The following is a 24,778-nucleotide window of genomic DNA, read 5'->3' as shown; positions in this document are numbered from 1 at the left end:
GCGCACACCCGTGCTGCACACCTCTTGACGCAGCCGCCAGGCATTGTCACATTCATCAGTGGCAAGTTACGGGCGCGTACCGCGATGAACCGCTTACGGACGGACGGTTGGCGATGGCCTCAGCGACCTCAGCAGGAACCACAGCACGCACCGCCGAACTGAGCGGGTTCAGAGAGGTCCAGCGGCTGGCGTACGACTGCGCGGAGGCGGTCGCCGCGCAGCTCAAGCCCGGGATCACCGAGCGCGCGGCGGCACGGATGCAGCGCGAGTGGCTGCGCGAGCGCGGCGTACGGGACTGGTTCCATTTGCCGTTCGCGTGGTTCGGCGACCGCACCGCCTTCGTCAACTTCCGCATCCCGCTCCAGTTCTTCCCGACCAACCGCGAGCTGGAACCGGGGATGGCCTTCATCCTCGACATGGCCCCCGTGTACAACGGCTTCACCGCCGATATCGGCTACTCCGGCTGCCTCGGCCTCAACCCCGTCCACGACCGGCTGCTCGCCGACCTCGAAGCGCACCGCGAGCTGATCCTGCGCGAGGTGCGCGAGCGGCGCCCGCTGCGCGAGATCTACGAGGACGTGGAGCGGCTGATGGTGCGCCAAGGGCACACCAACCGCCACCGGGCCTACCCCTTCGGCGTCATCGCCCACAAGATCGACCGCGTCCGGCAGCGCCGCTGGTCCCCCACCCTCTTCGGATTCGGCACCCAGTCCCTCAAGGGCCTGGCCTCCGACGCGCTGCACGGCCACCGGGAGGGCTGGTCACCGCTGTGGAGCCCGTATTCCTTCTCCGACCACCCGCCGCAGCCGGGGCTGTGGGCGGTCGAACCCCATCTCGGATTCCGGGGCACGGGCGCCAAGTTCGAGGAAATCCTGGTCGTCACCGACTCCAAGGACCCCCAGGAAAGCGCCTTTTGGCTGGACGACGATCTGCCGCATGTGCGGCGCTGGCAGGAGGAGAAGGCCGCGTGAAGACGGGAAAGGGCCCGGGACAGGGGCCGCACCAGGGTCAGGAGCAGGGGCTCCGGGGGGCGCGGGAGCGCCGGGTGCGCACCGGCGGCGTGGAGCTGTGTGTCGCCGAACTGGGGGATGCCGCGCGGCCCACGGTGATGCTGGTGCACGGCTATCCGGACAGCAAGGAAGTGTGGTCCGAGGTCGCCCAGCGGCTGGCCGAGAGCTTCCATGTGGTGCTGTACGACGTCCGCGGCTGCGGCCGCTCCACGGCCCCGAAGCCACTGCGCGGCGGGTTCACCCTGGAGAAGCTGACCGATGACTTCCTGGCCGTCGCGGACGCCGTCAGCCCCGGCCGGCCGGTCCATCTGGTGGGCCATGACTGGGGCTCCGTCCAGGCATGGGAATTCGCCACGGTCCGCCGCACGGAGGGCCGGATCGCGTCCTTCACCTCGATGTCGGGCCCGTCGCTGGACCACTTCGGCCACTGGATCAAGAAGCGGATGGCGCGGCCCACCCCCCGGCGCGCCGCCCAGCTCCTCAACCAGGGCGCCAAGTCCTGGTACGTCTACATGCTGCACACCCCCAAACTGCCCGAGCTGGCATGGAAAGGCCCGCTCGGCAAGCGCTGGCCCAGGATTCTGGAGCGAGTGGAGAAGGTGCCCGGTGGCGGTTATCCGACGTCGTCGCTGCCCACGGACGCTGCCCATGGCGCCTGGCTCTACCGCGACAACGTCATCCCGCGACTGCGCCGCCCGCGCGCCGATGCCTACGCCCACTGCCCGGTCCAGCTGATCACTCCGACCGGCGATGCGTTTCTCTCGCAGCGGCTCTATGACGACCTGGAGCGGTGGGCACCGCAGCTGGTACGCCGTACCCTCCCGGCCAAGCACTGGGTGCCGCGCACCCGGCCCGACCAGCTGACCTCCTGGATCACCGAGTTCATCACCGCTCAGGAGGAGGGCGATCCGGCCAAGAAGGTGGTGGCCACCGGCCCGTACGCCGACCGGTTCGGCGGACAGCTGGTGCTGGTGACCGGCGCGGCCAGCGGGATCGGGCGGGCCACCGCGTTCGCCTTCGCCGAGGCCGGTGCGCGGATCATCGCCGTCGACCGGGACGCGGAGGGCGCGGCGCGGACCGCCGATATGGCGCGGCTGATCGGCGCGCCGCACGCGTGGGGCGAGACCGTGGACGTCTCGGACGAGGCGGCCATGGAGAAGCTCGCCGACACGGTGGACGCCGCCTACGGCACCGTCGACGTCCTGGTGAACAACGCCGGCATCGGCCTGTCCGGCTCCTTCCTCGACACCACCACCGAGGACTGGCAGAAGGTCCTCGACGTCAACCTGTGGGGGGTCATCCACGGCTGCCGGATCTTCGGCAAGCGGATGGCGGAGCGCGGACAGGGCGGCCATATCGTCAACACCGCCTCGGCCGCCGCGTATCAGCCGTCCAAGATCCTTGCCGCCTACAGCACCTCCAAGGCGGCCGTCTTGATGCTCAGCGAGTGTCTGCGCGCCGAGCTGGCGGGCCAGGGCATCGGCGTCTCGGCCATCTGCCCTGGACTGGTCAACACCGGCATCACCACCACCTCGCGTTTCGCCGGCGTCTCGGCCGACGAGGAGAAGCGTCGCCAGGCCAAGGCCGCCCGGCTGTACGGGATGCGCAACTACCCGCCGGAGAAGGTCGCCGATGCCGTACTGCGCGCGGTGGTGCGCAACCAGGCGGTGGTGCCCGTCACCCCGGAGGCACGCGGCGCCCATCTGATGTCCCGCTTCACCCCGCGCGCCCTGCGTGCCCTCGCCCGCATCGAACCGCCGCTGTAACCGCACTCGCGCCAACCGCACTGTGCGTCACCTCCGTTGCCATCCCGTCGTCGCCGTTTGTTCCTTTTGCTCTTCAGTTCCTTCAGTTCTTCAGTTCCTTCAAGGAGAGTTCTGCGCACATCAGGAGCCGCGCATGAGCACGTCACCTGCACCCCGCACCCCTGACACCCCGCATCCGCGGGACTGCCACCCGATAGCGCCGCGCCGGGTCGCATTCGACTGGCGCACCACACCGCTGCACTGGATACCGGACGAACCCACCGCCACGCATGTCATCAATGTGCTGCATCTGCTGCTGCCGGCGGGCGAGCGGTGGTTCGTCACGGTCTTCAAGGAGGCCCTGCCGCTGGTCCGGGACGAGGAACTCCTCCGGGACGTCAAGGGCTTCATGGGCCAGGAGGCCACCCACAGCGTCCAGCACGCCTACGTTCTCGACCACTTGGCCCACCAGGGCCTCGACACCGGGCGCTACACCCGTCACATCGACTTCCTCTTCGCCTACCTCCTGGGTGCGAAACCTCCCCTCGGCCTACCTCTCCCCCAACAGGAGTGGCTGCGCTTCCGCCTTTCCCTGATAGCCGCCATCGAGCAGTTCACCGCCGTGCTCGGCAACTGGGTGCTGGCCGCCGACGGCCTCGACCGCGCCGCTCCCGATCCGGTCATGCTCGATCTGCTGCGCTGGCACGGTGCCGAAGAGGTCGAGCACCGCGCCGTCGCCTTCGACATGTACCAGCACACCGGCGGCGAGGAACCCGCCCGCTACCTCCGCCGTATCCTCGGGATGTCGGTCACGGCACCCGTCCTCCTCTACCTCTGGGTCTGCGGCGCGGCCTACCTCCTGCGGCACGATCCTCAGCTCGCCCTCCCCTCCCGCTACTCGCTGCGCGAGCACAACCGCGCCGTACGCAGGGGACTGCTGCCCTCCTGGCGTGAGCTGGGCTCGGCGGTACCTCGCTATCTGCGGCGGTCGTACCATCCCTCGCAGGAGGGGTCGCTGCGCACGGCCGTCGCCTACCTGGCGTCCTCCCCGGCCGCCCGGGCCGCGGCGGGTGCGGTGGGCCGCGCGGCCCTTTCGTGACGCGCGGCCGTCGGGCGGCCGTTCATGGAAACCGGACGGCCGCCACAGGACGGGGCGGGCGGCCATCTTGTGAGGAGTACCGCAGTGACCGAGCAACCGCCGACGGCCGGGGCCCGCACGGCCGAATACCGCATCGAGGAGCTGGCGCACCTCAGCGGCGCCACGGTCCGTACGATCCGGGCCTACCAGGACCGCGGACTGCTCCCCCGCCCCGAACGCCGCGGCCGGGCCAATGTCTACGGCGACGTCCATCTGGCCCGGCTGCGCCAGATCGCCGACCTCCTCGACCGCGGCTACACCCTGGCCAGCATCAAGGAACTCCTCGAGGCTTGGAACGCGGGGCTCGACCTGGGCGGGGTGCTCGGTCTGGTCGCCGAGATCGACGGACCGTGGACCGATGAGAAGGCGTCTCGTATCAGCCGCGCCGACCTGGACACCGCCTTCGGCGGCACCTCCGACGACGCGTCGGTGGCCGAGGCCGTCGAGCTCGGCGTGCTGGAACGTATCCCGGGCCATGACGACGAGTACCTCGTCCCCAGTCCCCGCGAACTCGCCGTCGCCGCCGAGCTCCACTCCGCCGGCGTCCCGCTGCCGGCCATCTCCGGCCATCTGCGCGAGGTACGCGGCCAGGTGGAACACATCGCGGCCCGCTTCGTCGACTTCACCACCGAACACCTCTTCCGTCCCTATCTGGACCATCCACCGACCGACACCGAGGCCGCCGAGGCCGCCGCGCTCGTGCGCCGCCTCCGGCCCCTGGCACAGCAGACCATCGACGCCGAACTCGCCCGCGCCATGCGCACCCTGGCCACCCGCTACCTCCGCCGCCACCTCGCCGAGGCGCAGCCGGGGGAGCCCGCAGGGAGCCGCGACGCGAGGAGCGGGGAGCGGGCTGCGGCGACCGCGCCTGCATCCGGCATCCCCCGTGCGGCGCAGTCCGGCACCGCCTCCCGGCCGGTCGCAGACCCCCGTCCCGCGACCGACCGGGAGCCGGTCCTTCTCCCCGCCGACACCGCCCAGGCCGTACGCGACCTGGTCGGCCCGGACAACATGGCCGCCTTCATCGCCGCCGCCGCCGACCGCGAGGTCCGGGCACGCACCATGGACGCCCTGGCGGCCCCGGCCCCGGTCCCGGCCCCGGCCCCACGGGACGCACCCGCCGTCGAACGCTCCCGTTCGCCCCGCCGCTGATCCGCGCCCTCGGCTCTCTAGCCTCAGCGTGCCTCGTCCCTCAACTCACCGGATCGGGCAGCCAGTTGCCGTGGAACCCGTAGGGCACCCGCTGCGGAAGATGCACCGTCGCGACCGGTGCGGCGGATATGTCCTCCGCATCCAGGATCACCAGATCGCTGGTGTCGTCGGCGGCGTCATGGACATAGCTGAGCAGCCATCCCGGCCCGCCCGGGCGGTCGTCCGCCGGTGCGAAGGCCGCCTCGCTCGGGGTGCGGCCGGGACCGAAGTCATGCCGGACCACCGCGCCCGAGTGCAGGTCATAGCGGAGCAGCGCCCCGGGTATCGGGCCCGAACCGGGCACCTCGGCCGATATGGCGTGCCCGAAGCGGGCCGACTGACCGGCGAGGCGGTCGTCTATCCGCGGGAACTCGCAGAACTGGTCGTCGAGCTGCTCCTCGGACACCGTTCCGGAGGCGAGGTCGATGGTCCAGCGCCACAAGTGGGACGGGTTGTCGGCGCCGTAGTCGGGATAGCGGGCGACATGGAGGACGATGCGCTGCGCCCCGTCGTCATGGGCGTTGAGGGCGTGGAAGACATAGCAGGGGTCGATGGACAGCCAGCGGATCTCGCCGTACGGGTCGTCGCGGCGCAGTACGCCCAGCCTGGCGCCGTACTCCGGATCCCAGGCGTAGGGCATCCCGGGGCGGCTGCGGTCGAAAACGACCGGGAGGTCCATGAAGACGACATGGGCGGCGGTGAGATGGAAGTCGTGCATCATCGTCGGCGCCGGGACGTCTATGGGCCGGCTGACCTCCAACTCCCCTGCCGCATTGGCACGGTGGTAGGTGAGATAGGGCGGATGCGGGCCGCCGTATCCAAAGAAGTGCAGCTCGCCCGTCGTGGGGCAGGTCTTGGGGTGGGCGGTCATCGCGGTGGTGAGCCGGCCGCCGAAATCATGGGCGCCGATGGTCTCCAGCTCATGCCCGGGCCGGCAGTCGATCTCGTACGGAAAGGACGACTCGACCAGCGCCAGGGTGCGTCCGGCGTGCCGGACGACATGCGTATTGGCGGCGCTCGCCGTGAGATTGCGGCGGCCGAGCTCGTCGACAGCGGGTGTGCCGTCGGTGAAGCTGGCCGTACGGACCCAGCGGTTGCGGTAGGAGACGGCGCGGCCGCCCTCCAGGCGCAGGCCGTGCACCATGCCGTCGCCGAAGAACCAGTGCCGGGAGGCGGCATCGCGCGGGTTGGGGCCGTTGCGCAGGAACCAGCCGGTCAGCTCCGGCGGGATGGTGCCCGTGACCGGGAGGTCGTAGGCGGTCACCTCGTCCTTCACCGGGGCGAAGTTGCCGGCCATATGAGGCACGGGGGCGGTGGATTCGGTGGCGGTGGTCGGGTTTGCGGTGGTCATGGCGTCATGCCTCCTGAAGGCCGGACCGCGCAGCGCCCTGGTCCCGCAGGAATCGGGCGCGAGCCCGCTCCGGGTACGAGGCGGTGAAGCGGGCCGGAAGGACGAATCCGGCGACTTGGATCGAGATGGAGACGAGCAGGCTCAGGTGCGCGGCGGTGACGACCGCCTGCGCGGCCGCGCTCAGGGTGAAGGACAGCGCCCAGGCGGCGGTGAGCACGACGTTGATGTGCCGGAACAGCGGGGTGTGCCAGACCTCCGGCGGCGCCATCCGGCGCGCGATGGCCATCGTGAAGGGGCGGCGGACGGCTATCGACGCCCAGGCGATCACAGCCAGCCAGCCCATCGAGAGGGTGGATCCGTACTGCTGCAGAGCGCTGCGGGGTTGAGCAAAGGCCAAGGCCGCCAGGGCCACGAAGAACACGATCGTGCCGTACTCCAGCAGCCGGAACTCGAGGGAGAGCCCGGCTGCACGGTCGGCGAGGAGCAGCGCCACGGAGATGACCAGCGCCGCCAGCGCCCCCCACTGCCAGCCGAACGACCCCACCCCTGCGAACACCAGCCACGGAATGAAGCCCCGCAGATAGCCCATGATCCCCCCTCGCCTCCGGACCGAGCGTCGGCCCACATTCCAACTTCGACATGTCGAAGATAGAAGGTCCTTCTTTGACATGTCAATAGTGGAAGGTAATGTGGTGGTCATGAGCCTGAGACACGCCGTGCTGGGCCTGCTGGCGGAGGCCCCCGCCAGCGGCTACGACCTGATGAAGCTGTTCAACGCCTCGCTCGCGAACGTCTGGCCCGCCACGCAGAGCCAGGTCTACGGGGAGCTGACCAAACTCACGGCAGCGGGCATGGCCGAGGTCGCCGCCGAAGGCCCCCGCGGCCGCAAGGAATACGCGATCACCGACGCCGGGCTGGACGAACTGCGGCGCTGGATCATCGAGGTCGAGCCCAGCGGGCCCCCGCGCTCCGACGGACTCCTGCGGGTCTTCTTCCTGGGCGTCCTCACGCCGCTCGAGGCCCGTACATACCTGCTGTCCCGGGCCGAGTCCGCCTCCCGTACGCACAGCGCCCTCGAGCAGCTCGACAAGAACCTTCCCTGGGACGACGACATGATCTCGGTCTACGGGCGTCTCGCGCTGGAGTACGGCCTGCGCCAGTCGGCGATGCAGGCGGACTGGGCCCGCTGGGCCGCCGAGGAGATCGGGCATGCCAGGGCACAGGCGGCGAGTGAGCGGGTCAGGAAAGGACGCGAGGATGCCGAGGAGTCGGAGGAGTCAGGGGCGTCAGGGGCGGATAGCGCCTGACCGAAAACCAGATGTCCCAGAACGCACCGAGCGGCACTCTGGAGGCATGAACCCCCAGCGCTCCGTGCGCATTTCCAAATATCTGGCGAAACATCTGCGGCATGAGCCGGAACGGATCGGCATCACGCTCGACGCCCAGGGCTGGGTGCCGGTACCGGAACTGATCGAGGCGGCCGCGCGGCACGGATTCCGCTTCTCCCGAGCCGAGTTGGACACCGTCGTCGCGGACAACGACAAGCAGCGCTACACCATCGAGGACGGCCGCATCCGCGCCAACCAGGGCCATTCGATCCGTGTCGACCTCGATCTGCCGCCGGCCGAACCGCCCGCGCATCTCTTCCACGGCACGGTCGCCCGCAGCGTTGCCGCGATCCGGCATGAGGGCTTGCGGCCGATGTCCCGGCATGCCGTCCATCTCTCGCCGGACCGCGAAACCGCGACCCGGGTCGGCGCCCGACGCGGCAAGGCCGTGGTCCTGACCGTTGACGCGGGCGCGATGCACAAGGCCGGCCATGTCTTCCAGGTCAGCGCCAACGGGGTCTGGCTCACCGCTCGGGTACCGCCGGAGTTCCTTCGCTTCCCGGACTGAGATGGCGGAACGAAAGCCCAGCTCACAGCCCGGGTGCACCCCATACCGGGAACCACCGCGCCAGGTCCTTCTCGATCGTCAGATCGTCCCCGAGCATCGCCCGCACCTGAAGCTCCAGCGGGTTGTCCCGCTTCTCACCACCGCCGGGCTGCGGTGCGAACGGATAGAACGTGCCACGTTTGTAGAGGTAGACGAGCGCCAGCGAGCGGTCCTTCCCGTCGCGGAATCCGATCAGCGAGCACAGCAACTGGGGGCCGAACCCCGCCTCTTCCAGCGACGTATTGACCGCGTGCAGGTCATTGACCAATCCCGCCACGTCCTGCTCCGGGTGCCGCGCCAGCAGCCAGGTGTAGCCGTACGCGTCCTGGGAGAACTCCACCGAGCCGCCCAGCAGCCCCCGCGCCTCGTCCTGGATCCGGGAGAACGCCCCGCCCTCCACGCTCGCGAAGCACACCGAACCCAGGCCGGTCGGTCGCAAGCCCGCCGCGGCCTCCAGGGTGACGGCGGCGGACGGCAGCGCGAAGAGCTGATCGAGATCGGGGCGTACCGGCTTGCTGCGGCCCAGAAGGGCGTCCAGAAATCCCATGCGTGACCTGCTTTCCTCTCTTCGGTTCCGTTACGGAGCCGCTCAGGGCCGCCCCAACTGCGCCGCGATCCGGCCGAGCTGGTCGAGCCGCTGTTCCAGCGTCGGGTGCGAGGACAGCAGCCGGCTGACGGTCTCCTGGTTGAACGCCGGCGCGAAGAAGAAGGCGTTGAACGGCTCGACCTTGCGCAGGTCCTCGGTCGGGATCCGCGCCATCTGCCCGGTGACCTTGGTCAGCGCCGAGGCCAGCGCCGACGGGCGGCCGGTCAGTATCGCGGCCGCGCGGTCCGCGGACAGCTCGCGGTAGCGGGACAGCAGCCGGGTGAGCAGGAAGCTCACGGCATAGACGACCACGCTGACGGCGGTGACGATCAGTACGGCGATGGCGGCGTTCTGGTCGCGGTTGTTGCGTCCGACGCCGCTCCACAGGGCGGCCCTGGTGATGATCCCCGCCAGCACGCCGAGGAACGACGCAATGGTCATCACCACGACGTCGCGGTGTGCGACATGCGAGAGCTCATGCGCCAGCACGCCCTCCAACTCCTCCGGCTCCAGCCGTCGCAGCAGCCCCGTCGTCGCGCACACCATCGCGTTCTTCTGATTCCGGCCCGTCGCAAAGGCGTTGGGCACATCCGAATTCGCGATGGCGACCCGCGGCTTGGGCATATCGGCCAGCGCACACAGCCGGTCGACGGCACCGTGCAGCTCGGGGGCCTCCTCCGGTGTGACCTCGCGGGCGCCCATGCTGAACGCCGCGATCCGGTCGCTGAACCAGAACTGCGCGACGAACAGACCCCCGGCGATGATCAACACCACCGCCCAGGCGCCCTTGAGCAGCACCACGAGCACGCTGACGACCACGACGTACAGCAATCCGATGAAGAACATCGTTGTGACCATGCGCGAGGTCAGCCCGCGGTCGGGGGCGAATCGGGTCTGTGCCATGGCTCCTCCACATCGCACCGCGCTTCGGGCAGCCGCCGGACCGCTTCGCGCGCCTTCTCACCCACGCGCCGCGCCCTGCGCACTGCGCCGCTGATCCGATTCTCCCTCTTCACCGCTATATGCGGGGTAAAGCCCGGAGCTATGTTTCACGTGAAACACCGCGCACGCACTCAGCGACGGAACCGGAGGACCGATGTCCCCGGCAGGCCGCGGGCCTGCAGCGCCGCCCTCCCGGACCGGAGTCACTCCGAGCCTTCCGGCCCTCCCCGTACGCTTTACGCCATGAGCGCTCCCCTCCGACTGAGCACCGTGATCCTTCCCGTCCGCCGCTGGCACGAGGGCGGCCGCGAGCAGTGGCAGCGCGCGGAAGAGCTCGGATTCCACACCGCCTACACCTACGATCACCTGTCCTGGCGGTCCTTCCGCGAGCAGGCATGGTTCGGCGCGATACCGACCCTGACCGCGGCCGCGGCGGCCACCTCGCGGCTGCGCCTGGGCACGCTGGTGACCTCGCCCAACTTCCGGCACCCGGTCACCCTCGCCAAGGAACTGATCACCCTCGACGACATCTCCGGCGGCCGGATCACCCTCGGTATCGGCGCCGGCGGCAACGGCTTCGATGCCACCGCGCTCGGCCAGGAGCCCTGGACACCGCGCGAACGGGCGGACCGCTTCGGCGAGTTCGTGCCGCTGCTCGACCGACTGCTCACCGAGGGTGCCGTCTCCCACGAAGGCACGCACTACTCGGCCGACGAAGCGCGCAACATCCCCGGCTGTGCGCAGCGCCCCCGTCTCCCCTTCGCCGTCGCCGCCACCGGTCCGCGCGGGCTGCGGCTCGCCGCGCGCCACGGCCAGGCATGGGTGACGACCGGCGACCCCAAGATCTCCGCGACCGGCACTCCCGAGGACTCCGTGGAGGCGCTCCGCGGCCAGCTGGAGAAGCTGGAAAAGGCGTGCTCGGACGTCGGCCGGGACAGCGCGGAGCTGGACAGGATCCTGCTCACCGGCTTCACCCCGGACGGCGGCCGCCCGCTGGAGTCGCTGGACGCGTTCGTGGACTTCGCGGGCCGGCACCGTGCGCTCGGCTTCACCGAGATCGTCATCCACGCACCGATACCGGACTCCGTGTTCGCCGCGGACCAGAAGGTCTTCGAGCGGATCGCCACCGAGGCTCTGTCCCAGCTCGGGTGACCAGGGGCGCAGGGGCGCCGGACCGGCCTCTGCGGCTCGGGGGGGGGACGCCCACCTGCCAGGCTCGGCCGCGGGCCCGCACCGGACGGTCGGACGCGGGCCCGCCCGGCGGCTCGGACGCGCGCCCCAGCGCACACCTGTGCGGCCCGGTAAGCGAAGATGGCCCCGTGACTGACGCCTCCGCCACGCCGCCCGAGCCGGTCGTTCCGTCCCGGCCGACCCGGCTGATCGCCACCGACCTCGACGGCACGCTGCTGCGCGACGACAAGACGGTCTCCGACCGCACCATCGCCGCGCTGGCCGCCGCCGAGGAGGCCGGCATCGAGGTCTTCTTCGTCACCGGCCGCCCGGCCCGCTGGATGGACGTCGTCAGCGACCATGTGCACGGCCACGGCCTGGCGATCTGCGCAAACGGCGCGGCCGTCGTCGACCTGCACCGCGGCCGCCGCATCGTCGAGGTCAGCCCCCTGGAACACACCGTCGCGCTGGACGTCGTCATCGCGCTGCGCGCCGCCGCCCCCGGTACGTCCTTCGCCGTCGAGCGCACCGGCAGCTTCCACCACGAGCCGGGCTACCCGCCCCTCCATCTGGACCCGACCGCCATAGTCGCCCCGGCCGAGAAGCTCCTGGCCGAGGACTTCGCGGCGCCCTCCGCCCCGGAGGACCCCGGCCAGCCGGTGCTCAAACTGCTCGCCCACCACCCCGACCTCGACCCGGACGCCTTCCTGACGCTGGCCCGTGAGGCCGCGGGCGATCTCGCGTCCTTCACCCGCTCCAGCCCCACCGCACTCCTGGAGATCAGCGGCCCCGGCGTCAGCAAGGCCAATACCCTCGCCCGCTGCTGTGCGGAGCGCGGGATCTCCCCCTCGGAGGTCGTCGCGTTCGGCGATATGCCCAACGACATAGAGATGCTCACCTGGGCCGGGACGTCCTACGCCATGGCCAACGCCCACCCCGACGTGCTGGCCGCCACCACCCGTCGTACGGCCTCCAACAACGACGACGGCGTCGCGCTCGTCATCGAGCGCATCCTGCACCTCCGCTGAGCGGGCGCCCGCCCCGCCGGCCGCCCGCGGTGCGCCTCACACCGTGACCCCGTGCTCGCGCAGCCAGGGCACCGGGTCGACGCCCGACCCCAGAGAGGGCGTATGCCGCACCTCGAAGTGCAGATGCGGACCGGTGGAGTTTCCGGTGTCACCGGACAACGCGATCCGTTCCCCGGGGGCGACCCGACGTCCGGGCCCGGCCAGCACCGCCGACAGATGCGCGTACTGGGTGTACAGGCCGTCGCGATGGCGTACGACCATGCTGATCCCGAAGCCGTCGCCGCAGGTCAGGCTCTCGATACGGCCTGCGCCCACGGCGCGTACGGGCGTGCCCACCGGCACCGCGAAATCCTGGCCCGTATGGCCGGAGGCCCAGTGGGCGCCCGAGCCGCCGAAGGGAGAGGACAGCGCGTAGTTCTCCACCGGGCGCGTCCAGGGGTCGCTCGGGGCTGCCACCGGGGCGGCTGCCCTGGCCGCGGTGGTCACCGCGCTCGGCAGCGTGCCGCAGCTGCCGCTCCGGGACACCTGCGAGGCCAGCCGCCGCAGCCTGTCACGGGCCGAATCCAGGCCCCGGTCGGCTCGTGCCCGCGCCTGGCCGAGCCGCTCGCGATCGGCGGCGAACGCGGCCGCACGGGCACTTGCGAGCGCACTGCCGTCCGCCAGCTCGCGCCCCGCACGCCGTAGCGCACCCAACCGGGCCGCCAGCGCCCGCTCCCGCCGCGTCGTCTCCTCGTACACGCTGACCAGCGGTTTGTGGTCCTCGGCGGCCGCCTCGTGCAGGGTGTACGCCACCAGGCTGCCGGTACGGTACTGCGCGTCGGCGATCGCTCCCGCCCGTCGGCGCAGCGTCGCGGCCAGCCGCCGGGCCCGGTCCCGCTCCCGGTGCAGCCGGCCGCTCTCGGCCCGCTCCGCCAGCTCCGCGCGCCGCCTGGCCTCGTACGACCGGCTCGCCCGGCGGGACGCCTCGCCCAGCCGGATCACCTCCAGGCTCACGTCGGCCAGCCGTCGCCCGGGCGGACGGCCCGACATCACACGCGGTCCGCCGGCCACGACGGGATGGTCGCCGACGGGGTGCCACCGGATGACGGCCGCCCTCGCCTTCGGGGCGTACGGCGCGGAGATTCCCACCGCAGCCGACACCACCAGGGCGAATGCGCACAGCATGCGCACCCCTGCCCGTTGAACCCCCCGCTCCTTCCGATACGCCGATGAACGCATAGGCCGAGATTGGTCCGAAATACACCAGAACCGCCGGACCTCAGGCTCCTACGGCCCGTCCAACGCCCCGAACGGGCGAGCGCCGCCCCCCTTGCGGGCGCCTGCCGCTCCCCTACAGCGGCGCCTCCCACGTCACCTTCGTGCCGCTGCCGCCCTCGCCCAGCCCGGGGCCGTACGTACTGGACCCGCCGAGCGATTCCGCACGCCGGGCAAGGTTCTTCAGACCGCTGCGGCGGCCGCCCGGCGGGATGCCGATGCCGTCGTCGGTGACCGTCAGCCGGACCCCTTCGGACCCGTCCGGCAAGGTGATCGTGGCGTCGACGACGACCTCGATCCGGGATGCCTGGGCGTGCCGGAAGGCGTTGGAGAGCGCCTCGCGCAGTGCGGCGATGAGATTCTTGCCGGTCAGCTCGCCCACCCGGGAGTCGACCGGGCCGATGAAGTTCGCCGACGGCTGGAAGCCGAGCGGTACGGCGGCGGTGCCGATCTCCCGCAGCACCCTGGTGCGCAGCCCGGACGGCGCCTCGGCCGGGCTCTGCTGGAGCGCGAAGATCGCGGTCCGGATCTCCTGGATGGTCACATCCAGCTCGTCGACCGCCTTGCCGACGCCCTGTGCCACCTCCGGCACCGTCGACTTGCGGTATGCGCTCTCCAGCATCATTCCGGTCGCGAACAGCCGCTGGATGACCAGATCGTGCAGGTCACGGGCGATCCGGTCGCGGTCTTCGAGGACCGCCAGCCGCTCGCGGTCGCGCTGCGCATCGGCCAGCACCAGCGCCAGTGCGGCCTGCGCCGCGAACTGGGTGGCCAGCGTCCGCTCGGCGGCGGTGTACGGGCGGGCGCCGCGGTTGCGCGGAATGGTGAGCGTGCCCAGTACCCGCCCCCCGCTCTTGAGCGGCAGCATCATGCTCGGGCCGAAGCGCGGCGCGATGGCCGTCACCATCCGCGGATCGGTGGCCGAATCGTCCACGAACACCGGTTCCCCGGCGAGGAGTTGTTCCGCCACCGGGCTGTCGGGCGGGATATGCGTGCCCATGATGCCGGTGGGGTCGTCCGCGGACACCGCGACGATCTCCAGCCCGCCCTCGCCATCGGGCAGCAGCACGATGCCGGCCGCCGACTCCGCCAGCCGCTGCGCCTGTTCGGCGACCACCGCGAGGGCGTCGTCGACATCGCTGCCCGCCAGGAGTTCGGTGGTCACGGCGACCGAACCGTCGATCCAGCGTTCGCGCTGCCGGGTCGCCGCATGCATCCGGGCGTTGCCGATGGCGATCCCGGCCTCGGCGGCGAGCACCCGGACCATGTGCAGGTCCTCCTCGCTGAACTGGCCGCCGCCGCGCTTCTCCGTGAGATAGAGGTTGCCGAAGATCTCGCCCTGCACCTGGATCGGCACCCCCAGGAACGTCCGCATCGGCGGATGCCCCGGCGGGAATCCGGCCGAGCGCGGATCCTGGCCGAGATCGGCCAGGCGCAGCGGCTTGGGGTCGTGGATCAGCGCACCGAGCAGGCCCTTGTGGCCGTCGGGCAGGGCGCCGATCCGCTGGTGCTGCTGAGCGGTCACGCCGTAGGTGACAAAGTCAGACAGCCCCTCGCGGGTCTCGTCGATGATCCCGATCGCGGCGTAGCGGGCGTCGGCGAGTTCGGCGGCCGTCTGCGCGATCCGGTCGAGGGTGACGTGCAGATCAAGCCCGGCGCCGACCGTCCGCATCGCCTCCAGCAGCCGCGGGATCCGGGAGGTCAGCTCGGACGACAGTCCCTGGAGACTGCGGGTGACCTCGGTGGCCGCGTCCATCGGGTCCGGGGGTCCTGCCGTGGCTGCCATGCCATGAGCCTAATAACGAGACATTTACCGGGCCATTTCCACCGGAAGCGCCCCCACCGGAAGCGCCGCATCGGCCGCCCGCTCGCGTTCCAGCATCCTGCGGAACGGGCCGTCGGCCGCCGCCAGCTGTGCATATCCGCCGCGCTGGACGACCCGGCCGCGGTCGAGGACCAGCACCTCGTCGACCGCGTCGAGGCCGGTGAGCCGGTGGGTGATCAGGACCGTCGTACGGCCCTCGGTCGCGGCCAGCAGATCGGCGGTCAGCGCATCGGCGGTGGCCAGGTCGAGATGCTCGGCGGGCTCGTCCAGGACGAGCACCGGGGAGTCCGCGAGCAGCGCGCGGGCCAGGGCCAGCCGCTGCCGCTGGCCGCCGGACAGCCGGGCGCCGTGCTCGCCGACCATGGTGTCCAGGCCGTCGGGCAGGCCGCGCACCCAGTCCGCCAGCCGCGCCCGGCCGAGTGCGTCCCACAGGTCGCGGTCGCCGTCGTCGGCCGCATCGGGGCCGCCCCGTCGCGCGAGTTTGAGGTTCTCCCGAAGCGAGCTGTCGAAGAGGTGCGCGTCCTGGGCGCACAGCCCCACCAGCCGCCGCACCGCATCACCGTCCATGGCCTGGGCGTCCGTCCCGCCCAGGGTGTACGCCCCGGCCTCCCGGTCCAGGAAACGCAGCAGTACCTGCGCCAGCGTGGTCTTGCCGGAGCCGGACGGACCGACCACCGCCACCCGCCGGCCGGCCGCCAGGGTGAAGGAGACGCCGTCCAGCGCGGGGGCGGTCTGCCCGGAGTGGCGCGCGGTCAGCTCGCTCACGACCAGGGGGAACGGCGCCTCGGGAGCGGCCGCGGGCGTGGCCGGTTCGCACACCGGCGCCGGGGCGTCCAGCACCTCGAAGACCCGCTCGGCCGCGCGCCGGGTGCGCTGGCGGTACTGCACGGCGAGCGGCAGCCCGGCCACCGCCTCGAACGCGGCCAGCGGAGTGAGGACGACAACCGCCAGCGCGACCCCGTGCAGCCGGCCCTGGTGCACGGCCTGTACGCCGACCACGGCGGCCGCGGCAACGGTCAGCCCGCACAGCAGCGCCGAGAGCCCGGCGCCGATGCCGGCCGCGGTGGCCGAGCGGGATGCGATCCGGGTCAGGTCCCGGTCCGCGCGCCGGGCCGCGTCCGTACGGGCCGTCAGCGCGCCGGCCACGGTCAACTCGGCCGTTCCGGTGAGCAGATCGACGACGCGGGTGGACAGGACACCCCGGGCGGGTGCCAGCTGACGCTCCGCCCGCCGGGCGAGCGCGGCCGACACCAGCGGCGCCCCCGCCCCTGCGAGCAGCAGCCCGGCGGCGAGTACCGCACCCGCCTCCGGCAGCAGCCAGCCGGTGAAGCCGACGGTGCCCGCACCGACCAGCACCGCGGCGCCGACGGGCAGCAGCCAGCGCAGGAAGTGGTCCTGTACGGCGTCGACATCGGCGACGAGCCGGGAGAGCAGATCGCCGCGGCGGCGCTCCTTGAGACCGGCGGGCGCCAGCCGCTCCAGCCGACGGAAGACCGCTACGCGCACATCGGCGAGCATCCGGAAGACCGCGTCATGGGCGACCAGCCGCTCGGCGTAGCGGAAGACGGCCCGTCCGATGCCGAACGCCCGGGTCGCGGTGACCGCCACCATCAGATACAGCACCGGGGGCTGCTGCGCGGCGCGCGAGATCAGCCAGCCGGACGTCGCCATCAGGCCGACCGCGCTGCCCAGCGCGAGGCTGCCGAGCAGCAGAGCCAGCGCAAAGCGCGACCTGCGGGCCCGGGCCATACGGCGCAGCCGGGTCAGTGCGGGGGCCGAGGCCGGAGTGGCCTCAACGGCCCTGTCAATGGCGGAGGTTGTGGGGGCAGCGGACCGCGGAGCGAGCCCGGCCGGTGTTTCACGTGAAACATTCGGCGCCGAGCCCGAGGGCACGGCCGGATCCGCCAGCCGCACCACCCGGTCCGCCACCGCGAGCAGTGCCGGCCGGTGGACGACCATCAGCACCGTACGGCCGACCGCGAGGCGGCGGACGGCGGCCACGACGGCCTCTTCGGTCTCGCCGTCGAGGTTCGCGGTCGGCTCGTCCAGCAGCAGGATCGGGCGGTCGGCGAGGAAAGCGCGGGCGAGCGCGAGGCGCTGGCGCTGGCCGGCGGAGAGCCCGGCGCCCCCTTCGCCGAGGGGCGTGGCCGTACCGTGCGGAAGGGCGTCGACGAAGTCCAGTGCCCCGGCATCGCGCAGGGCGGCCCGTACGGCCGCATCATCCGCGTCCGGCCGTGCCAGCCGTACGTTCTCGGCGATGGTCCCGGCGAACAGGTGCGGATGCTGCGGCACCCAGGCGATCCGCCGCCGCCAGCTTTCGGGGGAGAGGGAGGCGATGTCCCGGCCGTCGGCCAGGGCGCGGCCCTCGGCCGGTGCGGTGAAGCCGAGGAGGACGCTCAGCAGCGTGGACTTTCCCGCGCCGGAGGGGCCGACCAGGGCGACGGTCTCACCGGGCCGGACCTCGAACGAGGTCGCGGGAAGCGAGTCGGCGCCACGGCCGGGGTGGCGGACGACCAGGTTTTCGACGGCCAGCGCGGTGCCCTCGGGCGCCGGTGCGGTGCCGGACGCCGGCAACGGTGTCTCCAGTACGGCGAAGATCTCCTCGGCGGCGGACAGGCCCTCGGCCGCGGCGTGGTACTGCGCGCCCACCTGCCGCAGCGGCAGATACGCCTCGGGCGCCAGGACCAGCACCATCAGCCCGGTGTAGAGGTCGAGTTCACCGTGCACCAGGCGCATGCCGATACCGACCGCGACCAGGGCGACCGAGATGGTGGCGAGGAGTTCGAGGGCGAAGGAGGAGAGGAAGGCGATCCGCAGGGTGCGCAGCGTCGCGCGGCGGTACTCGCTGGTGATGGCGCGGATGGAGGCGGCCTGGGCCTTGGCCCGGCCGAAGATCTTGAGGGTGGGCAACCCCTCGACGACGTCGAGGAAGTGCCCGGAGAGCCGGGCGAGCAGCCGCCACTGGCGGTCCATCCGTGCCTGTGTGGCCCAGCCGATGAGGGTCATGAACAGCGGGATCAGCGGGAGGGTGACGACGATCGTCGCGGCCGAGATCCAGTCGCCCAGGACGATCCGGGCGAGTACGGCGACGGGGACGACGACCGCCAGGCCCAGCTGCGGCAGATAACGCGCGAAGTAATCGTCGAGGGCGTCGATACCGCGGGTAGCCAGGGTGGCCAGCTCGCCGGTACGCATCTCCAGCGTGCCCGCCACTGCCGTGCCCGGGTCGTCGGCCTCCCGGCCTCCCGCGCCCGTGGCCCACCCGTCGGTCTCCGTGCGGCGAAGCCTGGCGCCGGGCCCCAGCCGCGCCGCCCGTTCGAGCAGCCGCATCCGCAGCTCGGACTTGACCGCGGCGCTTGCACGGTGCGCTGCCAGTTCGGTGAGCCAGGACACCAGCCCGCGGCCGGCCGAGACCGCCGCGAGCAGCGCGATGGGGATGGTCAGGGCGCCGAGACCGCGGTCGTGCTGGAAGGCGCCGACCACGATCTCGGCGATCAGCATCGCCTGGCCGATGACCAGCCCCGCTCCGGCCAGCCCGAGGGCCACCACCGCGACAAGGAACAGCCGGGTGGCGCGGGCGTGGCGAAGCAGGCGCGGGTCGATCGGTTTCACGTGAAACCTCCGTCAGCTGGCGGGCGTCGGAGTGTGGGTGTCGGCGCCGGTGGCGCCGGGGACATGGGCGTCGGCGAGGTGCTGAGTGCCGATCCGCTTGCGGAAGACCCAGTACGTCCACCCCTGGTAGAGCATCACGATGGGTGCGGCGATCCCGGCGCACCAGGTCATGATCTTCAGGGTGTAGGGGCTGGACGAGGCGTTGGTGACCGTAAGGCTCCAGCTCTCGTGCAGCGTCGACGGCATGACGTTGGGGAACAGCGTGAGGAACAGCATGGCGACCGCGGCCGCGATGGTGATCCCGGAGAACGCGAACGCCCATCCCTCGCGGCCGAACCGGTTGGCGACCAGCGCCGCGACGAGCGCGACCACCGCGACGGTCATGGCGATCAGGCTGGTGCCGTCACCCTTGTCGGCCTGGGTCCAGGCCAGGAAGGAGACCGCGACCACGGCTGCGAGCAGCCCGAGGACGGTCGCCATCCTGCGCGCCCGCTCACGGATGTCGCCCACCGTCTTGAGCGAGGCGAACACCGCTCCGTGGAAGGTGAACAGCGTCAGGGTGGTCAGGCCGCCGAGGATCGCGTACGGGTTGAGCAGGTCGAGGACGCCGCCGACGTACTCCTTGTGCGCGTCGATCTTCACGCCGTGCACGATGTTGCCGAACGCGATGCCCCACAGCACGGCGGGCAGCAGCGAGGTCCAGAAGATCGCCGTCTCCCAGTTGCGCTGCCACGACTCCTCGGCCCGCTTGGCGCGGTACTCGAAGGCGACACCGCGCACGATCAGGCAGACCAGGATGAGCAGCAGCGGCAGGTAGAAGCCGGAGAAGAGGGTGGCGTACCAGTCGGGGAAGGCGGCGAAGGTGGCACCGGCCGCGCTGAGCAGCCAGACTTCGTTGCCGTCCCAGACCGGGCCGATGGTGTTGATCAGGACGCGCTTCTCGCTGCGGTCGCGGGCGAGGAGCTTGGTGAGCACGCCGATTCCGAAGTCGAATCCTTCGAGGAAGAAGTACCCGGTCCACAGGAAGGCGATGAGGACGAACCAGATGTCATGGAGTTGCACAGCCGCCTCCTAGTACGAGAAGGCCATCGGCCGGTCGGCGTCCGCGGGGTCGCCGCCGATCCTGGTGGGCGGGTTGAGGTCGGAATCGGTCAGCTCCTGGGGGCCAGCCTTGACGTACTTCACCAGCAGCCTGACCTCGACCACGGCGAGGATCGCGTAGAGCGCGGTGAAGACGGCCATCGAGGTGATCACCTCGCCCTGTGAGACGCCCGGCGAGACGGCGTCGGAGGTGCGCAGGACGCCGTAGACGGCCCAGGGCTGGCGGCCCATCTCGGTGAAGACCCAGCCCCAGGAGTTGGCGATCAGCGGGAAGCCGAGGGTGACGAAGGCGAGCGACCAGTACCACTTGCTCAGGCGCGGGCCCAGTTCCTTGTTCTTGGTGAGTGCGAGCCGGGGTGGTTCCTCGTCCCCGGTACGCAGCCCCGGCGCCAGCCAGAACTTCTTGCGGGTCAGCCAGAGACCGGCCAGCCCGAGGGCGAACGACGACATACCGAAGCCGATCATCCAGCGGAAGCCCCAGTAGGCGACCGGGATGTTGGGCCGGTAGTCGCCGGGGCCGAACTTCTGCTGCTCGGCCTTGTTGACGTCGTTGATGCCGGGGACCGGCGAGCTGAAGTCGCTGTGCGCGAGGAAGGAGAGCAGGCCGGGCACCTCGATGGCGACCGTGTTGTGGCCCTTTTCCACATCGCCGTAGGCGAAGACGGAGAACGGCGCCGGCTCTTCCTTGTCCCACAGCGCCTCGGCGGCGGCCATCTTCATCGGCTGCTGCTTGAACATGACCTTGCCGAGCTCGTCACCGCTGATGGCGGTGAGCAGTCCGGCGATGACCAGGGTGACCAGGCCGAGGCGCAGCGATGTCCGCATCACCTTGATGTGCTTCTTGCGCATCAGGTGGTACGCGGAGATGCCGACCATGAAGGCGGCGCCGGTCAGGAAGGCGGCGGTCAGCGTGTGGAAGGCGACGACAAGGGTGGTGTCCTGGGTGAGCACCTTGAGGAAGTCGGTGAGCTCGGCGCGGCCGGTGTGGGCGTTGTACCGGTAGCCGACCGGGTGCTGCATCCAGGAGTTGGCGGCGAGGATGAAGTACGCGGACAGGATGGTGCCGATCGAGACCATCCATATGCACAGGCAGTGGATCTTCTTGGGGAGCTTGTCCCAGCCGAAGATCCACAGCCCGATGAAGGTGGACTCGAAGAAGAACGCGATCAGCGCCTCGAAGGCGAGCGGGGCACCGAAGATGTCACCGACGAACCGCGAGTAGTCGGACCAGTTCATCCCGAACTGGAACTCCTGGACGATGCCGGTGACGACGCCCATCGCGATGTTGATCAGGAAGAGCTTGCCCCAGAACTTGGTCGCCTTGAGGTACTTCTGCTTCGCCGTCCGCACCCATGCGGTCTCCAGTCCGGCCACCAGAGCGGCGAGAGAGATCGTCAGGGGGACGAACAGGAAGTGGTAGACGGTGGTGATGCCGAATTGCCATCGCGCCAGAGTCTCTGGCGCCAGCGCCAGTTCCACGTCGCTTCCTCCTTACGTCGCCGTGCAGGACGGCATGTCCCTTGTGCGTCTGCGTACCGACACAGCCCGGGTGAGCTTGTGAACGCGTTCACATTCACAAGCATTATTACTCATGGCCCTCCGGCCTTCGATAAGGGGGGTACGTGACCGCCGTCACGCCGGAATCCATGGCATACGAATCCTTATCCCGGCCTTACCGCGACACCCTTCCCTCAAGCTTCAACATATTGTTGAATTCGGCGCCATGAAGATTCGTATCTCCTGGCCGGCGGGGCACACCACCGCAACCCTCGACGACACCCCGACCGCCGCGGCGCTGCTCGCGGCCCTACCGATCGACGGCACCGCCCACACCTGGGGCGAAGAGGTCTACTTCGACACCGGACTCGCCCCCGCGCTGGAGGCCGACGCCCGCCAGGTCGTCGAGCCCGGCACCGTCGCCTTCTGGACCGAGGGCAACGCGCTCGCGCTGCCCTACGGCCCCACGCCGATATCCCGTGGCGGGGAATCCCGGCTCGCCTCGCCGTGCAATGTGCTCGGCCGCCTCGACGGCGACCCGCGCGTCCTGGCCACCGTCCGCAGCGGCGACGCGATTCATGTGCACAGGGCCTGAAGGCCCCCGCCCGAGCGTGAGGGCCGCGGGTCATCCGACCCACGGCCCCAGCGCGCCCTCGGCGCAACTCCTTGCGAAAGCGCCGACAGCGCCCGCAACGCCTTACAGCGCCTTGCGGAACTCCTCCGCCGCCTCCAGGAACAGATCCATCGCCGCGCTCTCGCCGATGGTCACCCGCACTCCCTCACCGGGGAACGGCCGCACCACCACCCCGGCACGCTCACACGCCGCCGCGAAGTCGACGGTACGGTCCCCCAGCCGCAGCCAGACGAAGTTGGCCTGCGTCTCGGCAACCGTCCACCCCTGCCCGGTCAGTCCCTCGACCACCCGCGCCCGCTCGGCCACCAGCGCATCGACCCGCTCCAGCAGCGCCGCCTCACTGCGCAGCGACGCCACCGCCGCCTCCTGCGCCAGCTGGCTCACCCCGAACGGCACCGCCGTCTTGCGCAGGGCCGCGGCCACCGGCTCATGCGCCACCGCGAACCCGACCCGCAGCCCGGCCAGGCCGTACGCCTTCGAGAAGGTCCGCAGCACACACACATTGGGCCGCTCGCGGTAGAGGTCGATACCGTCCGGCACCTGCTCGTCGCGGATGAATTCGCGGTACGCCTCGTCCAGCACCACCAGGACATCGTCCGGCACCCGGTCCAGGAAGGCCTCCAGCTCGGCACGGCGTACGACGGTGCCGGTGGGGTTGTTGGGGTTGCAGACGAAGATCAGCCGGGTCCGGTCGGTGACCGCGGCGAGCATCGCGTCCAGATCGTGCACCTCGCCGGAGGTCAGCGGCACCTGGACGGGAGTGGCCCCGGAGACCTGCGTGACGATCGGGTACGCCTCGAACGAGCGCCATGCGTAGATCACTTCATCGCCGGGCCCAGCCGTCGACTGCACCAGCTGCTGGGCCACGCCCACCGAACCGGTTCCCGTCGCCAGATGCGACAGCGGCACCGAGAAGCGCTCGGCCAGCTCCGCCATCAGGCCCGTACATGCCATGTCCGGGTAGCGGTTGAAGGATCCGGCCGCGGTCACCGCGCTCTCCAGGACGCCCGGCAGCGGCGGATAGGGGTTCTCGTTGGAGGACAGCTTGTAGGCCACGGGACCGTCGGCCGCCGCGGGCCGGCCCGGCTTGTAGGTGGGGATGCCGTCCAGCGCAGCACGCAGCTTCGGGGTCTTCTCACTCACCGCAGGTCCTCCTCGACCGTCCCGCTCGACTCCAATACTGCACACCTTATGAGGATTGCCCCGCCGGGCGGCAGCCCCCGCTTCCTCCGCTCCACCCCGCGCACTGGACATAACGAGCGCTCCCTGCCCGATTGCGCGCCGGTGGTTTGCGCCCTGGCGCGCATCCCTCGTGAAGGTGACTTGAGACCTCTTCGAGACCTGGACCGATGACCAGGCAAGGACGGCCAGAATCCCTGTCTATGATCACAATGACCCTCAACTACCTTGATTTCAAAGGAGATTGATGCTGAGTCGCCATGCAGAAACGTACCTTTTAACAAGCCGCGGAGCGCCCCCGCGAACGGCCCTGCCGAGCCCTACTATCGGCTCGCCATGACAGCAGCAGGGAAGCACCAGGTGAGCCGGTCGACCGGTCGCCGGCTGGGACGGGCGGGCATCCGGGACGTGGCCGCCGCAGCCGGTGTATCCATCACGACTGTCTCCGACGCGCTCAACGGCAAGGGCCGGCTTCCGGATGCCACCCGTAGCCATGTCCGCGAGGTGGCCGAGCGGCTGGGCTATCGCCCCTCCGCCGCCGCCCGCACCCTCCGTACCGGCAAGTCAGGGCTGCTCGGTCTGACCGTGACCACGTACGGGGATGAACCTTTCACCTTCACCGAATTCGCGTACTTCGCCGAGATGGCCCGAGCCGCCACCTCCGCGGCGCTGGCCCGCGGGTATGCGCTGGTCATCCTGCCCGCGACCTCCCGCCACGACGTGTGGTCCAACGTCGCACTGGACGGCACCGTGGTCATCGACCCCGCCGACGGCGACCCCGTCGTCACCGAACTCGTCCGGCACGGCATCCCCGTCGTCTCCGACGGCCGCCCCGGCGGCGCGCTGCCCGTCACCGGATGGGTCGACAACGACCACGAAGCGGCGGTGCTCGGCCTGCTCGACCACCTCGCCGACGCCGGCGCCCGCCGCATCGGCCTGCTGACGGGCAACACCACCGACACCTACACCCGGCTCTCCACCACCGCGTATCTGAGCTGGTGCGAGCGGGTGGGCCAGGATCCGGTCTACGAGTCCTACCCGGCGCACGATCCGTGCGCGGGCGCCGTCGCCGCCGACCGGCTGCTGGCCCGCCCCGACCGGCCCGATGCCGTCTACGGACTCTTCGACCCCAACGGCACCGACCTGCTCGCCGCCGCCCGGCGCTACGGACTGCGCGTTCCCGAGGACCTGCTGCTGGTCTGCTGCAGCGAGTCCACCGTGTACGCCACCACCGAGCCGCCCATCACCACGCTGTCGCTCAAGCCGCGGCGTATCGGCACGGCCGTCGTCCAGATTCTCATCGACGCCATCGAGGGACTCGACGACGCCCGTCCCATCGAACAGGTGATACCGACCGACCTGATTGTGCGGACCTTGTCCCAGCGACGCTCGGCGCGGACCGCCATCAATCCCCCGCGGGGACCGGCCGGTGCGTGAGCCGCCGCCGTCCCATGATGATTCACACGTAACATCGCCGCTCACGCACCTCCTTCGCTGAGGAAAAAACAGGGCGATCCCGGGAGAAATCCGCCGTGAACGCCGGGCTACGGCGGATTGATCACCCCCGGGTGCGTCACAAC

At 70.8% G+C, this 24,778-nt stretch carries 20 protein-coding genes; 10 read left to right on the top strand and 10 right to left on the bottom strand.

Going from position 1 to position 24,778, the window contains the following annotated elements:
* Positions 1–113 precede the first annotated feature (113 nt).
* From B1H19_RS21820 to B1H19_RS21805, 4 genes are all read left to right on the top strand, one after another.
* Positions 114–971, top strand: coding sequence for a M24 family metallopeptidase (locus B1H19_RS21820; RefSeq protein ID WP_083106493.1), 858 nt, complete (start codon positions 114–116; stop codon positions 969–971).
* Positions 968–2,776, top strand: a complete 1,809-nt coding sequence (locus B1H19_RS21815) for an SDR family oxidoreductase (RefSeq protein ID WP_083106492.1) — start codon at positions 968–970, stop codon at positions 2,774–2,776. The genes B1H19_RS21820 and B1H19_RS21815 overlap by 4 nt, the downstream gene beginning before the upstream one ends.
* Before the next feature lie 133 nt (positions 2,777–2,909).
* Positions 2,910–3,854: a metal-dependent hydrolase gene (locus tag B1H19_RS21810; protein ID WP_083106491.1), complete on the top strand. Its 945-nt coding sequence runs from the start codon at positions 2,910–2,912 to the stop codon at positions 3,852–3,854.
* 84 nt (positions 3,855–3,938) lie between these two features.
* Positions 3,939–5,045 (top strand): MerR family transcriptional regulator, encoded by a 1,107-nt coding sequence (locus tag B1H19_RS21805; protein WP_237289445.1) that lies wholly within the window; start codon positions 3,939–3,941, stop codon positions 5,043–5,045.
* Positions 5,046–5,085: 40 nt separating this feature from the next.
* Here the strand turns inward: B1H19_RS21805 and B1H19_RS21800 are convergent, their stop codons facing one another.
* Entirely contained in the window at positions 5,086–6,435 is a 1,350-nt protein-coding gene (locus tag B1H19_RS21800; protein ID WP_083106489.1) for a carotenoid oxygenase family protein, read from the bottom strand.
* 4 nt (positions 6,436–6,439) lie between these two features.
* Positions 6,440–7,024, bottom strand: a complete 585-nt coding sequence (locus tag B1H19_RS21795; protein WP_083106488.1) for a hypothetical protein — start codon at positions 7,022–7,024, stop codon at positions 6,440–6,442.
* Positions 7,025–7,133: 109 nt separating this feature from the next.
* Here B1H19_RS21795 and B1H19_RS21790 point away from each other — a divergent pair, with 109 nt between their 5' ends.
* Together B1H19_RS21790 and B1H19_RS21785 are read left to right on the top strand one after the other, a co-directional pair.
* Positions 7,134–7,742, top strand: a complete 609-nt coding sequence (locus tag B1H19_RS21790; RefSeq protein WP_107426419.1) for a PadR family transcriptional regulator — start codon at positions 7,134–7,136, stop codon at positions 7,740–7,742.
* Between the two features lie 46 nt (positions 7,743–7,788).
* A complete protein-coding gene (locus B1H19_RS21785; protein ID WP_083106487.1) occupies positions 7,789–8,331 on the top strand; it encodes an RNA 2'-phosphotransferase in 543 nt (180 codons plus the stop codon).
* 22 nt (positions 8,332–8,353) lie between these two features.
* Here B1H19_RS21785 and pspAB read toward each other — a convergent pair whose 3' ends face one another.
* Together pspAB and htpX are read right to left on the bottom strand one after the other, a co-directional pair.
* On the bottom strand, positions 8,354–8,917 hold the full coding sequence (gene pspAB, locus B1H19_RS21780; RefSeq protein ID WP_083106486.1) for a PspA-associated protein PspAB: 564 nt from the start codon (positions 8,915–8,917) through the stop codon (positions 8,354–8,356).
* Positions 8,918–8,959: 42 nt separating this feature from the next.
* On the bottom strand, positions 8,960–9,859 hold the full coding sequence (gene htpX, locus B1H19_RS21775; RefSeq protein ID WP_083106485.1) for a zinc metalloprotease HtpX: 900 nt from the start codon (positions 9,857–9,859) through the stop codon (positions 8,960–8,962).
* A 282-nt stretch (positions 9,860–10,141) separates the two neighbouring features.
* Here htpX and B1H19_RS21770 point away from each other — a divergent pair, with 282 nt between their 5' ends.
* Positions 10,142–11,050, top strand: a complete 909-nt coding sequence (locus B1H19_RS21770) for an LLM class flavin-dependent oxidoreductase (RefSeq protein ID WP_083106484.1) — start codon at positions 10,142–10,144, stop codon at positions 11,048–11,050.
* Positions 11,051–11,217: 167 nt separating this feature from the next.
* A complete protein-coding gene (locus B1H19_RS21765) occupies positions 11,218–12,096 on the top strand; it encodes a Cof-type HAD-IIB family hydrolase (RefSeq protein WP_083106483.1) in 879 nt (292 codons plus the stop codon).
* A 36-nt stretch (positions 12,097–12,132) separates the two neighbouring features.
* Here the strand turns inward: B1H19_RS21765 and B1H19_RS21760 are convergent, their stop codons facing one another.
* From B1H19_RS21760 to B1H19_RS21740, 5 genes are all read right to left on the bottom strand, one after another.
* Positions 12,133–13,260: a M23 family metallopeptidase gene (locus B1H19_RS21760; protein WP_107426101.1), complete on the bottom strand. Its 1,128-nt coding sequence runs from the start codon at positions 13,258–13,260 to the stop codon at positions 12,133–12,135.
* Between the two features lie 166 nt (positions 13,261–13,426).
* Positions 13,427–15,106 carry a sensor histidine kinase gene (locus B1H19_RS21755; protein ID WP_083106481.1) on the bottom strand — a complete coding sequence of 560 codons (1,680 nt, stop codon included), beginning with the start codon at positions 15,104–15,106 and terminating at the stop codon, positions 13,427–13,429.
* 54 nt (positions 15,107–15,160) lie between these two features.
* Positions 15,161–18,787 (bottom strand): thiol reductant ABC exporter subunit CydD, encoded by a 3,627-nt coding sequence (cydD, locus tag B1H19_RS21750; RefSeq protein ID WP_083106480.1) that lies wholly within the window; start codon positions 18,785–18,787, stop codon positions 15,161–15,163.
* Between the two features lie 12 nt (positions 18,788–18,799).
* Entirely contained in the window at positions 18,800–19,849 is a 1,050-nt protein-coding gene (gene cydB / locus B1H19_RS21745; RefSeq protein ID WP_083106479.1) for a cytochrome d ubiquinol oxidase subunit II, read from the bottom strand.
* 9 nt (positions 19,850–19,858) lie between these two features.
* The gene (locus B1H19_RS21740; protein ID WP_083106478.1) at positions 19,859–21,367 is read right to left on the bottom strand and encodes a cytochrome ubiquinol oxidase subunit I; all 1,509 of its coding nucleotides are present in this window, start codon (positions 21,365–21,367) and stop codon (positions 19,859–19,861) included.
* Between the two features lie 244 nt (positions 21,368–21,611).
* Here B1H19_RS21740 and B1H19_RS21735 point away from each other — a divergent pair, with 244 nt between their 5' ends.
* On the top strand, positions 21,612–21,980 hold the full coding sequence (locus B1H19_RS21735; RefSeq protein ID WP_083106477.1) for a cyclophilin-like fold protein: 369 nt from the start codon (positions 21,612–21,614) through the stop codon (positions 21,978–21,980).
* Positions 21,981–22,082: 102 nt separating this feature from the next.
* Here B1H19_RS21735 and hisC read toward each other — a convergent pair whose 3' ends face one another.
* Positions 22,083–23,162: a histidinol-phosphate transaminase gene (gene hisC, locus B1H19_RS21730; RefSeq protein ID WP_083106476.1), complete on the bottom strand. Its 1,080-nt coding sequence runs from the start codon at positions 23,160–23,162 to the stop codon at positions 22,083–22,085.
* Between the two features lie 372 nt (positions 23,163–23,534).
* Here hisC and B1H19_RS21725 point away from each other — a divergent pair, with 372 nt between their 5' ends.
* Complete coding sequence (locus B1H19_RS21725; RefSeq protein ID WP_083106475.1) at positions 23,535–24,635, top strand: LacI family DNA-binding transcriptional regulator; 1,101 nt, start codon at positions 23,535–23,537, stop codon at positions 24,633–24,635.
* The last annotated feature ends 143 nt before the right edge of the window (positions 24,636–24,778 follow it).

Source organism: Streptomyces gilvosporeus, assembly GCF_002082195.1.
GTDB lineage: Bacteria > Actinomycetota > Actinomycetes > Streptomycetales > Streptomycetaceae > Streptomyces > Streptomyces gilvosporeus.
Note: the sequence above shows the minus strand (reverse complement) of the source record. Positions and strands in the feature narration are given on the sequence as shown.

Bases quoted from the DNA above. Each gene is read 5' to 3' on its own strand.
- B1H19_RS21820 (WP_083106493.1), top strand. From the start codon at position 114: ATGGCCTCAGCGACCTCAGCAGGAACCACAGCACGCACCGCCGAACTG.
- B1H19_RS21810 (WP_083106491.1), top strand. From the start codon at position 2,910: ATGAGCACGTCACCTGCACCCCGCACCCCTGACACCCCGCATCCGCGG.
- B1H19_RS21800 (WP_083106489.1), bottom strand. From the start codon at position 6,435: ATGACCACCGCAAACCCGACCACCGCCACCGAATCCACCGCCCCCGTG.
- B1H19_RS21795 (WP_083106488.1), bottom strand. From the start codon at position 7,024: ATGGGCTATCTGCGGGGCTTCATTCCGTGGCTGGTGTTCGCAGGGGTG.
- B1H19_RS21790 (WP_107426419.1), top strand. From the start codon at position 7,134: ATGAGCCTGAGACACGCCGTGCTGGGCCTGCTGGCGGAGGCCCCCGCC.
- B1H19_RS21785 (WP_083106487.1), top strand. From the start codon at position 7,789: ATGAACCCCCAGCGCTCCGTGCGCATTTCCAAATATCTGGCGAAACAT.
- pspAB (WP_083106486.1), bottom strand. From the start codon at position 8,917: ATGGGATTTCTGGACGCCCTTCTGGGCCGCAGCAAGCCGGTACGCCCC.
- htpX (WP_083106485.1), bottom strand. From the start codon at position 9,859: ATGGCACAGACCCGATTCGCCCCCGACCGCGGGCTGACCTCGCGCATG.
- B1H19_RS21770 (WP_083106484.1), top strand. From the start codon at position 10,142: ATGAGCGCTCCCCTCCGACTGAGCACCGTGATCCTTCCCGTCCGCCGC.
- B1H19_RS21760 (WP_107426101.1), bottom strand. From the start codon at position 13,260: ATGCTGTGCGCATTCGCCCTGGTGGTGTCGGCTGCGGTGGGAATCTCC.
- B1H19_RS21755 (WP_083106481.1), bottom strand. From the start codon at position 15,106: ATGGACGCGGCCACCGAGGTCACCCGCAGTCTCCAGGGACTGTCGTCC.
- B1H19_RS21735 (WP_083106477.1), top strand. From the start codon at position 21,612: ATGAAGATTCGTATCTCCTGGCCGGCGGGGCACACCACCGCAACCCTC.
- B1H19_RS21725 (WP_083106475.1), top strand. From the start codon at position 23,535: ATGACAGCAGCAGGGAAGCACCAGGTGAGCCGGTCGACCGGTCGCCGG.